The following is a 13263-nucleotide window of genomic DNA, read 5'->3' as shown; positions in this document are numbered from 1 at the left end:
ACAGTCTGCCGAGTGGGAGTAGAGGTAAAGAAATCATCACTCGGCAGAGTATTGGCTGAAATTGGCAATACGGCTAAGAACTTCCCTTTCAAATTGGCATTCTCTTGCTCCTGCCCTCGGGTTTCCCACATGTCCAAGAAACGCTTCAATCTATCTCTCCAAAACCGCCGGCTCATGCCCCCCCCGATAACATTCCCTCTATCCAATCCTTTGCTCCCATTCCAAGGAAATACAAGGCAAGGCCTATTATGATCGCGGGAAGATACCCGGCTATCATTCCCACACAAATCTCAAATAGGAAATAAATCACGGACCCGATTACTTTCTTTATTTTTTCCAAGGAAATCTCCCAAATAGTCAACGAGACTAAACAGTGCTCCGTAGCATTGAATAATTGRGGCGGACCTGTTGGGGCGAGCGCTCATCGTCGAATAGCCCAACATCCCCATTAGAAATGAGAGTCACACTCATTAACGTTGGGAATTTTCTGCTTTTATGTATGGAATCGTCTGTATCGACCTGACGCCGACAGTGGGCGAGCGGCACCTGACCGCGCTGCGCAATGCGCAATGCGCAATCGCATTTAGACCTGGCCGAGGAGCGCGCGGCGCAAGAGGCGCAGGCGCTGGACCTGTTTGCTGAAGAGCTTCGGCTGGCGCAGGACCATCTGAACAGCATCACCGGCGAATTCAGCAGCGATGACTTGCTGGGGACGATTTTTACGCGGTTTTGTATTGGCAAGTAACGGTGTGCCGCAGGCAAACAGTCCACCCCGGACGTCCATCAACATCTGTCAATATCCGTCTACACGCAACCACTCGTCATAAAGTCTCATCCTGTTGTCGGATGAAGATGGCCCGGCACTAAGCTCTCTGGGGGAAAGACCAGCCCCTTCTTCTCATGCAACTATCCAAAAAAACGGGGAGACATGCGATGAAACAGGGAGCAAGGGATGATCTCAAAGCTGGCTGCGTTTTCAATGTTTCTGATTGTTGGACTGGTCTCCGGATGCGGTGGCGGTGGCGGTGGCGGTGACAGTGGCACCGCGGTTGCAACCAATAGCTCAGGCACAGGGGGAAGCAGCACAACCCCGCCGACACCCGTAGCCACGCCGGTGACTACACCGTCGACGCCGCAGACGGAACTACAAACCACCAAGGCGCTGCTCAAGGCGGCCGCAGCAAGCGGTGCGGCACCGAAGACAATGGCTTCGCCGCCGATCATTACGCCGGGAACGGCGAATATGCCGTCGAACATCGCCGGCAGCACGCTGGTACTCCCCGGTAACACTGCCGCGCTACGCTACATCGGCGCTGTCGTGCAAGCCGGTCTCCTCTATCCGGACGCGGATCTGGTCAAGAATACCGCGGTGAACTACGGGGGGCTGGGACTGGATTCCAACGTCTATTACATCGAATTCGTCACCGATGCGCCGACGTTCGAGATTCTGGTGAAGGGTAATGTCGATGCCTCCGCCCATCGGTTCCTGGTAGACGGGGAGTACGCCTCCACCACGCCAGTCGCCTATCCGGACGATGGAAACCTGTACCTGACCCGGGTCGATTTCCAGGGCAGCAGGAAGTCAAGGCGGATCCGCATCGAGACGCCGAACATGCGCTTCGGGGGCGTGCGCCTTGCACCTGGCGACGCCATTTCCGCGCCGCCCGCGGAACCCAGGGTGCGGGCCGTGGTGCTCGGCGACTCATTTACGGAAGGCATGGCCGCAGTCGGGTATAGCTTTGACAACTACGCGGCCCAGCTCGGATACCTGGCTGGGTGGAAGGACATGTATCAGTCCGGGGTCGGGGCCACAGGCTATCTGGCCGCGCCTTCCCCCAAACTCAAGTTCCGCGACCGGTTGGCAACCGACGTCTTTCCTTTCAATCCGCATGTTCTCGTCGTCGCCGGCGGCATCAATGACACGGGTTCTTCCAAGGCAGAGCTGCAAGCGGAAGCCACCGCCGTGTTCGACGCTGTAGCAAAGAACCTGCCGAACACCATCGTCTTTGTCATCGGCCCTTGGTCGCCGGGCTTTCCCCGCACTGAGCAGCGGGATGCCATCAAGGCGGCGGTCGGCACGCGCGCCAACTTCTATTTCATCGATAACGTGGCGGAACAGTGGCAAACCGGGACAGGCAATGTTGCCCATCCGAAGGGCGACGGAAATGGCGACGTGTACGTCTCCGACGATGGCGCCCATCCCTCGGCCGCTGGCCATGTCTACCTGGCAGGCAAGGTCGCGGCCGCGGTGAAACAGGTGTTGAACACATTCTGACGTCACTGCCCGCGGCGGGAAGGAAGCGGATAGCCGCGCAACGCAGCGTTGGCTTTCCTCCCGCCGCATGGCGTCGCTGGGTCAGGTGTACTTCAGTCAGATGAATTTCAGCAACGAGGAGCCCAGCATGAGCAACTCGTCAAAATGGGTCACCAGTCCAAAGCTCAGCAGGAACATGCCCACATGGAAGGAACTTTGGTGGCGGCGGGAAAACTGCAGGACCGGGGCCGCTATAAAGTGGCGGCACCGCGTAAGATTCAGCAACAGGCACATTGCCACGCCCAGCGCTGCCCCGCCCAGCACGTCCGTCGGATGATGCAGCCCGACATAGACACGTGACATGCAGATAAACAGGATGGCATACGCCAGCGCAAAGATGCCGATGCGCCAGGACGCGACCAGCACGCCGGTCGCCACGGCGCACCACAGCATCGCATGATCGCTCGGGAAGGCGCTCCAGGTTCGGATCCGGTCTTCCGAGGACACGAGAAAGCGCAACCCCAGTTCAGGGTTCGCAAAGGGACGGATGCGGAAAGGCACCCAGTGCGCCAGGAACCGGCCCAGGACCAGCACGCAAAGACCGGCGACAATCGTGGTCACAACGATTTCCTGGTCGCGCAGCTTGTCCGGGCCATCGCGGAACCAGACCCACCACAGCAGCGCGATCATCGGCAAGCCGCGGAGCATATAGAACTGGGTCATGGCCAACGCCGCGCGGTCGATAAAAACCGATCGGAAAGCGAACTGATGCAGGAAGTGAATGATACTGCTATCAAATGCGTTCATCGCGTCCTCGCCACATGCACGAAATAGCAATCGTTAATCACCTGTTCCGGGGCTTGGCAAGCATAGGAGAGACCCCGATTGGCGCAAGTCACGCTTTTTTTGCTGACGCACAAGATCGCACACTAAAACGAAGCCAGGCGACTCGGAACCCTCCGCTTGAACAAGGGCATAGTCTGGCACATTTCGCGTTGCGTTTTTGCACGTCCTGTACGGTGCGCGAAGCGCCGTTGTCCTGCACTCCCCAACTTCTATACTAAACATGTCGGTGGCGCTGTCCGCGCTACCCGCGGCTGCGGGCCGGCCAGCACGGCAGCCGGCCCGCAAGCCATGGCAAGCATGCCGCGCGGCAAAGGCAGGAATCGGGGGCCTGGCTTCTGGACAGGCGCCGGGGCGATGCGTCCCGCGCAGGTGCAGATGTGCGCACGGCTTCATGATCGGCCCGGACCCAGGCAAGGAGAATGTCATGAACAACGCGCAAGTACCTCTCGTCTCCACCCTGAACCACCTGATCGAGGTCGGCAAGGACGGCGAGCTCAGCTGCACGACCGGGGCCCGCGAAGTGCATAACCCCGAGATACGCGCCATCCTGACCGGCACGGCGGAATCCTGCCGCGCCTCGGTGATGGAGTTGCAGGCGCTGGTGACCGCGCTGGGCGCCGAGCCGCGTGATCGCGGCAGCATGGGGGGCACGCTGCATCGCGGCTGGATGGAGGTGCTGCATGTCATCGCGCCGCACAACGACGATGCGGTGCTGCAGCTATGCGAACGCGACGAGGAAGCCGCCAAGCGGGAATACCAGTCGGCGCTGATGAAGGACATGCCGCCCGAGATCCGTGCGGTGGTGCAACGCCAGTACGAGGGTATCCAGTGGCATCACGACCGCATCCATGCCATGCGGGGGATGCAGATTCACTGATTCACCGATCCCCGGATCTCGCCGAACGGCGGCGGGCGCCGGCCGCTCACCAGACGAACGGGATCAGCCGGTACCGCACCCTGGCCGCGTACGCTGCGTAGCCGGCAAGGCCGCGCAGTAGTTCGCGGTCTTCCATTGCCGTGCGAAAGACGATGCCGCCGACGAGCACCAGCGATCCCGCCATGCCATACCAGGAGCCAAGCAGCAAGGCGTTGGCCGGCAGGAAAACCAGCATGACGGCATAGAGCGGATGGCGAACCACGGCGTAGGGGCCGGTTGAAACCACGCGATGCCCGCGCTCGGACTGGATCCGGACGACGGCGGCGAGGAAGGTGTTTGCGTGAAACACGCGGTCGATCGCGGGAAACGACAGCACCAGCAGCACGGCGCCCGCGCACTGCAGCCAGAGCGGCATCGCGGACCAGCGGTAGCGCACCGCGTCCAGGCCCATCAGTACCAGCCAGGCACACCAGGCAACGCCCACCACCGGCAGCAGCAGCTTGTCCCATAGCGGCTGACCTGGTTGAAAAGGCATTTTCATGCGCTCGGCGAGCAGCGCGGGATCGTACCGCGCCAGACGCTGCGTTGCCCAGGCGCCGCCACCAAAGAACAGGATGAGATACACCCAGCCGGCGGGCCAGGCCAGCGTTCCCGCCGCGCCAAACAACAAGACCGCAAAGAACAGCGCCTCCACGGCGAGCGTGAACCCGACCTTGAATCCCATGTTGGCCTCTTCGTGTATCAGGCAAATCAGGCAACGGCGCAGGCAATCGAACCGGCCACCGCGTGCCTGTCATGTCTTCACGTTAGCACGCAACTGGCAGGCCGGCGGCGCCAGCCGGCGCGCTCGCCCGGGGCCGGAGCGGGCTGGGCCGATTGCCCCTCCAATGAATCGCATGCCGGCGCGGCCAACCGCTACAATGGGCCGTTTCAGCGAACGAGCCCCTGCCATGTCCGATCATCCGCGCTTTACCCTCAATCGCTCGCTCGTCATCCTGGTGCCGCAGCAGCCCTTCTTCGAGTGGATCATGGCCGTGGATACCGATCCGGTGGCCACCCTCACCCTTGAGCATGTGCGCGAGGACCAGAGTGTGTTCCTGGTCCCGGATGATGTCGCGACTTCACCGGAAGCGCTGTTGTGGGTGGAACAGCGCTGGCGCGCCTTCTTCGAATTCATGCTGGGCGAGTGGTTCGACGAAAGCCTGTGGCCCGAAACGCTGACGCTGCAGCAGTTTCGCGACTGGTTTACCGTGCAGCACCACTCGATGGTGTTCGACATGGCACCCGACGTCCCGGTCGAGCATGAGGACTGGGAAGACGAGGACGACGGCGAAGCCGGGCTGCGCCACTTGCACTGATCCCTTACGCCAAACCCGCGAGTCCCGCGGAAGCCATTATTGAGTCACATCGCGGGTTGGAAGCGCATGCCCTCCGGCAACCCGGCGCGGCCCCCCCTCAGGCTGTGGACAAGTCTGTGGAGAAGACCGAACAACCCTGTGGGCAAAGCTGTGGGCAACTTTTCCGGCGCCCCCGCCGCGACGCCTGGATTGACGGCGCAAAGCGTTGCCACAGGCGGGTTGGCGGGTACCCCGGCCAAGTGGCCGCGCAGCGCCGGAATGTCGATGCACAAACATGCGCCTGGCAGCGCGACGGCCTATTTTTATCGCAGGAAACCCCGTTTTGAACCGTACCCAGCAAATCCTTATCGCCATTGTTGCGTTGGCCGTGCTTGCCATGTTGTGGCTCACCGGCAATCATGAAGAACAACAGGTGGAGCCGGCCGCAGAGCCGGTGGCCCAGGCCTCCCCCGCGTCCGAACCCAACAGCGGCGCGCGCGGCGTGCCCAAGAACGGTACGCTGGACCCGATCAGCATCGACCCGAAGCGCACCACCGACATCCTGCCGCAATACCAGGCGGACACGCTGGTCGATGACTACCAGGAAGACGCTGGCGCGGCCGACGACCGCTACCGCGGCAAGTATTTCATCGTGGAAGGCGTGGCCAGCGGCGTGCGGCGCGAGGCGAACGACTCGGTATTCCTCGATATCCGCTCCAACAGCCCCGCCCTTGTGGTACGCGCCAAGCTCTTGCCGATACAGATCTGCGGCCCCGCCGGGCGCACCTGCGAGGTGGAAGCGCGCGGCACCATGGTGCGGCGCGGACAGAAAGTGGCCGTGGAGTGCACCGGCGCCGGCCAGGTGGATGGCTCGCCCGTGCTCGAAGGCTGCCTTGTGCGCGGCGGCGCAAACTGAGCGCGAGCACTGACTTATCCCTTTTTGCCGCAAGCCTCCGGATCGATACTTCGCATGCAAACCCTGCTTTCCGTACTCGCCCTGACCATCCTGATCGTCACCGTGGTGGGCCTGGTGTCCCCGCCCTTTATCAGCAACGCCTTCCTCAAGGGCCGTCCGGTGGGACGCTTGCAGATCCTGCTGGTGGGTGTCTTCCTTGCGGCCATCTGCCTGATGGTGGTGGGGACGATGGCGAGCGGCGGCCCGGCAAAGACCTGAAGCGCCGGACGAAGGCGCCGAGCGAGTCAAAACCCGACACCGTCTGGAATGACAACCGCCGCAAACAGTGCGGCCGACGCCCCTCCGGGGCCTTGTAGGACGCATCCCACAGCAGGATCGGCGCGCCGTCGATAATGCGGAGCCCTGGCGCTGTATATCTTTCCATCACGATACGAACAAACGCCTGCGCCGGAGCCTGAAGCTCGCTTCAGTGCCGGCGGCGCCGAATATCATGATGGAAAGTCTCCTCCGGGGCAGTAGCACCGCGCCGCAAGCCCAGGCACTCGCCAACATCCTCGCCGTGACACGCCGCGCGTGGGAGGTCGCCGGGCTGGAGCCCGTTGCCACCGGCCGGTCGGATTCCCAACCCCGCCAGCGCCGCCGCGACCAGTTCGCGCAGCGCGCTGCCCGTGCCTTCGAGGCGCAGGTGATGGCGCTGCGCTGCCGCCAGGCGTTTGTTGCCTGAGGCTGCCTGACGGCGCCCGGACAAGCTGGCACCGGGTCGAACCGCCAGTCTCCAAGGGAAGTACCCTTCCTGGCCAGCCGCTACGGCTGGCCGTTTTTTGCGTCCGGCACCTCGCGCATGCAGCCGGACGCCACCGCCGGACCCTTTTCCCCGCTCTGTTCCACCGATTGCCGCCGCCACGATGGCCTAAAGTTGGCGCTCGCGCCTGCCGACAACACGGTTCATCCCGCCAGGCGCGCCGCCACGGCAGCCGCCGGGCAGGTCCGCCGGCGCCGGGGTGCGCTGGGCACCCTTGCAGCAGCGAACCAGGAGCATCATGAAGAAAGCATTGCTAGCCGCCACCGCCAGCCTGGGCTTGCTGGCCACCGGCTGCGCCACCTACCAGTCCGTCGTCCCGGTCGACCGCGGCGACCGCATCGCCGCAGCGCAGCCGGCCGACGGTACGCTGTTCTGCGTGATCAGCAACCCGGTCGGCAACGCCTACATGGACGCGCTGCGCGATTCCATCCAGGCGCGCGGCTTCGAGTTCAAGGTCTTGTCACCCGGCGCATCGATTGCCTCGTGCCCCTATACCGCGACTTTTGTCGCGCAACGGCAGTCGTACTGGCGCGATTTCCTCAGTTCAGCCGAGATCGTCGTCTACATCGGCGGCGACCGCGCCGGCAAGGCGAACTACGACGCGCTGCGCAGCGCCGGCGGCCTGAACCTGAGCAACCTGGTGGTGCCCGAGGCAAAGATCGAGGAACTGGTCGATCAGTTGCTGCCCGGCATGCGGCCCAAGCAGTCCACCACCGGCACGGCAGGCGCGCCCGCCGCGCCGCCTTCACCGGCTACGCCAGCCTGAACACCCGCCCGTGCGCGGACCGGCGGCCAGTCAGCCGATCACCTGGCCCAGCCGCACCACGGTGACGCCGGGGCGCAGTTGCCGCAACGAAGGCATGACCAGTACGCAATCCGGGTACGGCGTGACCACCGGCTCGCCATCGCGCCAGCCGATCACGGTGCCAGCCTCGGCAAAGGTTTCCAGCCCGGTGTACGCGCCGGCGAAGCGGAAATCCATGCTGCTGGCCACCACCGGCTCCGTCACGCGTACCACCCGCTGCGGGTGCAAGAGCCACAGCCAGCCGGCGGGCACGTCGTCGGCATCGATCACGCCGGCGTTGAGCAGGAAGCGCGCGGTGCTGTCCTTGGCCACGCCCACGGCGGTGGCTTCCCAATGCTGGCCGCACTCGATCAGCAGCGCGTTCCTGGCGCTGGCCGGGTCGCCAAAGCCTTCGTAGTCACGCATGCGGCGGCCTTCGGGGTGGCCTTCATCCACGATCACGTTGGCCGGCGCACCCACGGCGCGCGCGAGGGCGATGCCCTTGTCGAGCGGGCCGGAGACGATCAGCGGCAGGCTCTTCTCGTGCATGGAGTGCAGATCCAGCAGCAGGTCCACGGTATCGATGACCGGGCGCATGGCACGCGCGCGGCGCAGCTCGGATGAATCGCGGGTGGTGTCGTCCAGCACGGCCGCCGTCCACACGCGGTTGAAGTCCTGGTCCACGTAGCGCGACRCATCCGGGCGGGCCGCATCGAAGGTGTGGTACGCGTCGACGTTGGCGAAGGCCAGCGTCAGGCGGCCGCGGCGCGGACGCACGCCGAGATCCAGCAGTGCCTTGACGGTGATGGCGCCGCACACTTCGTTGCCGTGGGTCAGCGCGTTGACCATCACGTGCGGGCCGGGCACGCCACTATCGAAGGTGTGGACGTAGGGCACGCCGCAGTTGCCGGCGGCATAGGGGCGGATATCGGGGAATTCGACTTCAACCGGGTAAGCGTCGAAGCTGGGGGCAGTGGTCGTCATGTCTGTGGGTCGGCTAGGTTGCCTGGGTTGCCAGTGGGATCGGCCGGGAGCAGCAAAGAAAAACAGGCGGCACCGTGGCGGCGCCGCCGCTTGCGACAAACAAATGGTACGCCTGCCGCCGCTTATTCGTGGATGCCGGCGGTCTGGACGATGCTCTTGTACTTCACCGTTTCGCGCTTGATAAAGGTGCCGAACTGGGCCGGGCCGCCCGGCGCGACTTCCACGCCGGCTTCTGCCAGCTTCTTCTTCACTTCGGGCATGGCCAGCACGGCCTGCATCTCGGTGTTCACGCGGTCGACCACGGCGCGCGGGGTATTGGCCGGCGCCATCAGGCCGAACCACACGCCCATGTCCACGCCCTTGAGCGCGCTGCTTTCGGACAGCGCGGGGACATTGGGCGCCACCTGGGCGCGGTGCCCTTCGGTCACGCCGTAGGCCTTGACCCGGCCGGCCTGGATATGGGGCAGGGCCGACGACAGCACCATCACGGCGAGGTCGATCTGGCCGCCGAGGAGGTCGGTCGACATGGCGGAAGCCCCCTTGTAGGGCACATGGGTGATATTGACCTTGCCCTGCTGCTTGATCAGTTCGCCGGCCAGGTTCAGCGGCGTGCCCACGCCGGACGACGCATAGGCCAGCTTGCCCGGCTGCGCCTTGGCCAGCGCGATCAGCTCGTCGGCGTTCTTGGCCGGCAGCGCGGACTTGCCCACCAGCACCATCGGCTGGGTGCCGACAAAGGTGATCGGCGCCAGGTCGCGCTCGCCGTCGTAGCGCACGGCGGGATTGGTCAGGCGCGCGATCGAGACCTCGCTGCCCGACCCCATCAGCAGCGTGTAGCCGTCGGCATCGGCCTTGACCACCTTGGAGGCGCCGATGGTGCCGCCGGCGCCGCCCAGGTTCTCGATGACCACGCTCTGGCCCAAGCGCTTGCCCAGCTCCGGCGCGATCGTGCGCGCCACCAGGTCGACGCTGCCGCCGGCGGTGTAGCCCACCACCAGCGAGATCGGCTTGGCGGGCCAGCCCGAGGCGCCGGCGCCGCCGGCAAGCACACAGAAGGATGCGGCAGCAGCCGCACGCAGCAGTTTGTTCATGGCAGGTCTCTCCCCTTTTTGGATATGCAGGTATGCAGATATCCGGCGATATTAGAGAGCGCGCGCCTGCAGCAACATGCGGCTTTGGCAATGGCGCTTGCCGTTTTGGCAAGTGGCCGATGCGACATGCGAGGCGGACAAAATCGCGGCGCCATCCCACGCACAATCGTTCAAGACGGCATCCGTTGCCCCGCCATAAAGTCGTGTTCAACGAACCAGCCTGACGGAGACGCGATGGAAAACCTGCTTGCTTCCATGCCGGGGATCTGGCGTCCGCTCGCGGCGCTGATCCTGGCGTCGGTGGTCGTCATGGGGAGCCCGGGGCCCTCGACGATCAGCGTCACGGCCGTCGGTGCCGCCCATGGCGTGCGGCGCTCGCTCGGCTATGCCTGCGGGCTGATCGCCGGCACCATCGCGGTGCTGCTGATGGCTTCGACGGGCGTGGTGGCGCTAGTCGCGTCGGTGCCGCACGGCGCGCGCGTGCTCGGCGTCCTGTCTGCCGCCTACATCCTCTACCTGGCGTTCAGGATTGCCACCGCGCCACCGCTCGGAGACCAGAGGAGGGCGCTGACGGCTCCCGCGTTCGCCGGCGGCTTCCTGCTGGCCATCGCCAACCCCAAGGCCTACCTGGCGATTGGCGCCGTGCTGGCGGGCACCACCGTCATCGCCGGGCACCAGGGCCTGGACGCCATCGTCAAGATCGCGGTGCTGAGCGCGATGATTGCCGTCATCCACTTGTGCTGGCTGCTGGCCGGCGTTTCGCTGTCCCGCTTCCTCCATGATCCGGTGAGTTCGCGCCTGATCAATGTCTCGATGGCGGCGATCCTTGTAGCCATGACGCTGGCCGCGCTGATGCATTGACGGATTGATGCGGGCCAACCGGAGGAAGCCGGACGCCTAGGCCACCACCGCCGCGCGCCAGAACGCCTCCGCCAGCGCCCGCATGGGCGAGCGCGGGCGATAGAGCAGGATCTGCATCGCCAGGTCGGTCTCGCCGCCCACTTCCAGTCCGGCGCGCACCAGCCGCCCGGCGTGGAGATCGTCGGCGACCAGCCGCGCCGGCAGCCACGCCAGGCCCATGCGCTGGCGCACCATTTCATGCACCGACTCGGCGAAATCGCTGACGGCGATCACATCGAGCCGGCTGGCCAGCCCGCGCCGCGCGATCTCGCCGTTGACCATGCGCCCCAGCGTCAGCGTCTCGGCGTAGGCGATCATCGGCACCGGCGCGCGCTGGCCACGTGCGAGCAGCTTGTACTGCGGCCCGCCGCCGTCCGCCGCGGCGCTCACGCAGACCAGGCGTTCCTCGCCCACCAGGTGGTACTGGTAGCGCGCGTTGTCCAGCGTCACCGGCTGCTCGGGCGAGTTGTAGCAGAGCAGGAAATCGGCATCGCCTTCGGTGAACATCGCCAGCGCGTCGTGCGTGGGAAAGGTGGAAAGCCGGGTGCGGAAATTCGCCGCCACCTTGTCGTTGCGCAACGCATGGCGCAGGCCGGCCAGCCACGCCGGCAGCATCGAGCGCGCCAGCGTCTTGCCGGTGGCAATCACCACCGTGCTGGCATCGGCGCGATGCGCCGCGCGCAGCGACAGCCGCGTCTCGTCCAGCGTGCGCAGCGCGCTCTGAGCGGCTTCCAGGAATTGCCGTCCCTCGTCGGTGAGGCGCACGGGGAACACACTGCGGTCGATCAGCGGCGCGCCCGCCCAGACTTCCAGCGCCTGCATGCGGCGCCCGAACGCGGGCGGGGTGACGTTGCGCAGCTCCGCCGCGCGCGCGAGGCTGCCGGCCTGGGCCAGGCACACAAAATCCTCGAGCCAGCGGATATGCATAAGGACTCGCGCCAACGCGCGTGCAGAAGTGGTAGGGAGAGAGGCGCCATCGCATACGCGGCGCTGCGAATATTGTAGCTGTACGCGCCTGGCACCCCCGCGCGCGGGGCCCGGATCACGCACGCGCGGCAAGCGGATCCTCAGGCGGATCCCGGGAAGATTAGAGGCAACACTCCAATATTGCACTTGTGAAACACTCGCCGCGCTCGCTAGGCTCCGTACAGCCGTTTCAAGCATCCGTTTGCCGTCAGAGCAGGAAGCTGTCGCGGTGCGTGGAGTTTCGCCGGGGATCCACCGCATGACAATACGAGACACGCCCAATATGAAGACCGTAAAAGGCACGGCAGGAGACACCAAGGCGCGCATTCTTGACGCCACCGAGCGCCTGTTTATCGAGGTGGGCTACGAGGCCACCTCGCTACGGCAAGTGACATCGCGCGCCATCGTCAACCTGGCCGCGGTCAACTACCACTTCCGCAGCAAAGACATCATGATGCAGGCGGTGCTGGGCCGCCGGCTCGATCCGCTCAATGCACGCCGCCTGGCGCTGCTCGACGCCTGCGAGACACGCTGGCCGGGCGAGCAGCTGCGATGCGAACACGTGATGGGCGCACTGTTCGTGCCCGCGCTGCAGATGGCGCGCGAGCCCGAGGTGGGCGGCCCGTCGTTCCTGCGGCTGCTGGGGCGCGTGTATTCGGATACCTCTCCCTTTATCCAGTCCTACCTGCTCGGCCACTACGCGCCGGTCCTCGGCCGCTTCTCCGACGCCTTCGCCCGCGCGCTGCCCCAGATCCCGCGGCGTGAACTCGGCTGGCGCCTGAACTTCGCGCTCAAGGCACTGGCAGGCGTGCTGGCCGGCGATGCGCCCGGCGACCTGCTGCCGGCGTTCGCGCAGGGCCAGGACCAGAGCGACGCGCACGTGCTCGCCCAATTGAGCGCGCTGGTGGTGGCCGCGCTGAAGGCCCCCGTGCCGGCCGGCCAGCAACTGTCCGCGCTCCAGGACGTGTTCCTGATCGGCGAGACCCAGCACGCCGAAGAACGCGCCGGGCAAATCGCGTCGAATGCCCTGGCGGCAGAGCAGGCAAGACAGGCACAACAGGCGCAACGCGCCGACACCTTGCCCACCGCCCCGCGCAAGCCACGCCGCACGACACGCAGCGAAGGCGCCGCGCGCGCCGCCATCGCCAGCCTGACGGTGCCCGGCGCACGCGAGCAGCCCATCATCTTTCCCAGCAATCCGCTCGACGACTGGATGCGCATGCGCTCCAGGACCTAGCGCGGCATACAACTGCGGCCCCGTCAAAGTCCGAAGATCGAAGGATCGAGTAAGCGAAGAGCTGCAGAAAAAAGCGATATCGCCAGAACCACGATTCGGCGTAGCCGTGTGGAGCGCCCTCAAGGGCGGGCCACACCCCAGCGCGATGCGAAGCGAGCCGTCAAGGTGCACCAGGCCGTATGGGGCGTCCTCGTCGGCAGGCAAAAAGAGCGGAAAAGAGGGGGCCATGTTTGAGCATCGCCTTAAGGCGATGTGAGTTTGGCCCCCGG

General features: G+C 65.1%; 14 protein-coding genes and 1 pseudogene. 10 read left to right on the top strand and 5 right to left on the bottom strand.

Annotation, left to right across the window (positions count from 1 at the left end):
• Nucleotides 1-559: 559 nt before the first annotated feature.
• Nucleotides 560-745: pseudogene (locus AC1DN0_RS27755) on the top strand (tRNA uridine-5-carboxymethylaminomethyl(34) synthesis GTPase MnmE); the annotation flags it as partial.
• A 207-nt stretch (nucleotides 746-952) separates the two neighbouring features.
• On the top strand, nucleotides 953-2275 hold the full coding sequence (locus tag AC1DN0_RS27750; protein WP_441630250.1) for an SGNH/GDSL hydrolase family protein: 1323 nt from the start codon (nucleotides 953-955) through the stop codon (nucleotides 2273-2275).
• 96 nt (nucleotides 2276-2371) lie between these two features.
• Here the strand turns inward: AC1DN0_RS27750 and AC1DN0_RS27745 are convergent, their stop codons facing one another.
• Nucleotides 2372-2944, bottom strand: a complete 573-nt coding sequence (locus tag AC1DN0_RS27745) for a phosphatase PAP2 family protein (protein WP_477104476.1) — start codon at nucleotides 2942-2944, stop codon at nucleotides 2372-2374.
• Nucleotides 2945-3524: 580 nt separating this feature from the next.
• Between AC1DN0_RS27745 and AC1DN0_RS27740 the strand changes: the two genes are divergently transcribed.
• Nucleotides 3525-3977, top strand: coding sequence for a PA2169 family four-helix-bundle protein (locus AC1DN0_RS27740; protein ID WP_276290527.1), 453 nt, complete (start codon nucleotides 3525-3527; stop codon nucleotides 3975-3977).
• A 46-nt stretch (nucleotides 3978-4023) separates the two neighbouring features.
• Here AC1DN0_RS27740 and AC1DN0_RS27735 read toward each other — a convergent pair whose 3' ends face one another.
• Entirely contained in the window at nucleotides 4024-4701 is a 678-nt protein-coding gene (locus AC1DN0_RS27735) for a methyltransferase family protein (protein WP_441630255.1), read from the bottom strand.
• Nucleotides 4702-4927: 226 nt separating this feature from the next.
• Between AC1DN0_RS27735 and AC1DN0_RS27730 the strand changes: the two genes are divergently transcribed.
• The 5 genes from AC1DN0_RS27730 to AC1DN0_RS27710 all read left to right on the top strand — a co-directional run bounded on the left by AC1DN0_RS27730 (nucleotide 4928) and on the right by AC1DN0_RS27710 (nucleotide 7798).
• Entirely contained in the window at nucleotides 4928-5335 is a 408-nt protein-coding gene (locus AC1DN0_RS27730) for a hypothetical protein (protein WP_035863698.1), read from the top strand.
• Nucleotides 5336-5609: 274 nt separating this feature from the next.
• Entirely contained in the window at nucleotides 5610-6230 is a 621-nt protein-coding gene (locus tag AC1DN0_RS27725) for an OB-fold putative lipoprotein (RefSeq protein WP_276290530.1), read from the top strand.
• Between the two features lie 54 nt (nucleotides 6231-6284).
• Nucleotides 6285-6488, top strand: a complete 204-nt coding sequence (locus tag AC1DN0_RS27720) for a hypothetical protein (RefSeq protein WP_441630257.1) — start codon at nucleotides 6285-6287, stop codon at nucleotides 6486-6488.
• A gap of 232 nt (nucleotides 6489-6720) precedes the next feature.
• Nucleotides 6721-6954 (top strand): hypothetical protein, encoded by a 234-nt coding sequence (locus AC1DN0_RS27715; protein WP_441630259.1) that lies wholly within the window; start codon nucleotides 6721-6723, stop codon nucleotides 6952-6954.
• A 316-nt stretch (nucleotides 6955-7270) separates the two neighbouring features.
• Nucleotides 7271-7798 (top strand): Sbal_3080 family lipoprotein, encoded by a 528-nt coding sequence (locus AC1DN0_RS27710; protein WP_441630261.1) that lies wholly within the window; start codon nucleotides 7271-7273, stop codon nucleotides 7796-7798.
• Nucleotides 7799-7828: 30 nt separating this feature from the next.
• Here AC1DN0_RS27710 and AC1DN0_RS27705 read toward each other — a convergent pair whose 3' ends face one another.
• Together AC1DN0_RS27705 and AC1DN0_RS27700 are read right to left on the bottom strand one after the other, a co-directional pair.
• Nucleotides 7829-8800, bottom strand: a complete 972-nt coding sequence (locus AC1DN0_RS27705; RefSeq protein WP_477146158.1) for a M14 family metallopeptidase — start codon at nucleotides 8798-8800, stop codon at nucleotides 7829-7831.
• Between the two features lie 122 nt (nucleotides 8801-8922).
• The gene (locus AC1DN0_RS27700) at nucleotides 8923-9891 is read right to left on the bottom strand and encodes a Bug family tripartite tricarboxylate transporter substrate binding protein (RefSeq protein WP_441630265.1); all 969 of its coding nucleotides are present in this window, start codon (nucleotides 9889-9891) and stop codon (nucleotides 8923-8925) included.
• A 234-nt stretch (nucleotides 9892-10125) separates the two neighbouring features.
• On the opposite strand from AC1DN0_RS27700, the gene AC1DN0_RS27695 reads away from it, so the two are divergent.
• Nucleotides 10126-10752: a LysE family translocator gene (locus AC1DN0_RS27695; RefSeq protein ID WP_441630267.1), complete on the top strand. Its 627-nt coding sequence runs from the start codon at nucleotides 10126-10128 to the stop codon at nucleotides 10750-10752.
• A 36-nt stretch (nucleotides 10753-10788) separates the two neighbouring features.
• On the opposite strand, the gene AC1DN0_RS27690 is transcribed toward AC1DN0_RS27695, so the two are convergent.
• Nucleotides 10789-11718 (bottom strand): LysR family transcriptional regulator, encoded by a 930-nt coding sequence (locus AC1DN0_RS27690; protein ID WP_441630269.1) that lies wholly within the window; start codon nucleotides 11716-11718, stop codon nucleotides 10789-10791.
• Nucleotides 11719-12040: 322 nt separating this feature from the next.
• Between AC1DN0_RS27690 and AC1DN0_RS27685 the strand changes: the two genes are divergently transcribed.
• Nucleotides 12041-12994 carry a TetR/AcrR family transcriptional regulator gene (locus AC1DN0_RS27685; RefSeq protein ID WP_441630275.1) on the top strand — a complete coding sequence of 318 codons (954 nt, stop codon included), beginning with the start codon at nucleotides 12041-12043 and terminating at the stop codon, nucleotides 12992-12994.
• Nucleotides 12995-13263 lie beyond the last annotated feature (269 nt).

The organism is Cupriavidus sp. 05N39 (assembly GCF_056397325.1).
This window is presented reverse-complemented; position numbering and strand designations above follow the sequence as displayed.

Bases quoted from the DNA above. Each gene is read 5' to 3' on its own strand.
- AC1DN0_RS27735 (WP_441630255.1), bottom strand. From the start codon at position 4,701: ATGGGATTCAAGGTCGGGTTCACGCTCGCCGTGGAGGCGCTGTTCTTT.
- AC1DN0_RS27730 (WP_035863698.1), top strand. From the start codon at position 4,928: ATGTCCGATCATCCGCGCTTTACCCTCAATCGCTCGCTCGTCATCCTG.
- AC1DN0_RS27720 (WP_441630257.1), top strand. From the start codon at position 6,285: ATGCAAACCCTGCTTTCCGTACTCGCCCTGACCATCCTGATCGTCACC.
- AC1DN0_RS27690 (WP_441630269.1), bottom strand. From the start codon at position 11,718: ATGCATATCCGCTGGCTCGAGGATTTTGTGTGCCTGGCCCAGGCCGGC.
- AC1DN0_RS27740 (WP_276290527.1), top strand. From the start codon at position 3,525: ATGAACAACGCGCAAGTACCTCTCGTCTCCACCCTGAACCACCTGATC.
- AC1DN0_RS27745 (WP_477104476.1), bottom strand. From the start codon at position 2,944: ATGATCGCGCTGCTGTGGTGGGTCTGGTTCCGCGATGGCCCGGACAAG.
- AC1DN0_RS27710 (WP_441630261.1), top strand. From the start codon at position 7,271: ATGAAGAAAGCATTGCTAGCCGCCACCGCCAGCCTGGGCTTGCTGGCC.
- AC1DN0_RS27685 (WP_441630275.1), top strand. From the start codon at position 12,041: ATGAAGACCGTAAAAGGCACGGCAGGAGACACCAAGGCGCGCATTCTT.
- AC1DN0_RS27695 (WP_441630267.1), top strand. From the start codon at position 10,126: ATGGAAAACCTGCTTGCTTCCATGCCGGGGATCTGGCGTCCGCTCGCG.
- AC1DN0_RS27700 (WP_441630265.1), bottom strand. From the start codon at position 9,891: ATGAACAAACTGCTGCGTGCGGCTGCTGCCGCATCCTTCTGTGTGCTT.
- AC1DN0_RS27715 (WP_441630259.1), top strand. From the start codon at position 6,721: ATGATGGAAAGTCTCCTCCGGGGCAGTAGCACCGCGCCGCAAGCCCAG.
- AC1DN0_RS27725 (WP_276290530.1), top strand. From the start codon at position 5,610: ATGCGCCTGGCAGCGCGACGGCCTATTTTTATCGCAGGAAACCCCGTT.
- AC1DN0_RS27750 (WP_441630250.1), top strand. From the start codon at position 953: ATGATCTCAAAGCTGGCTGCGTTTTCAATGTTTCTGATTGTTGGACTG.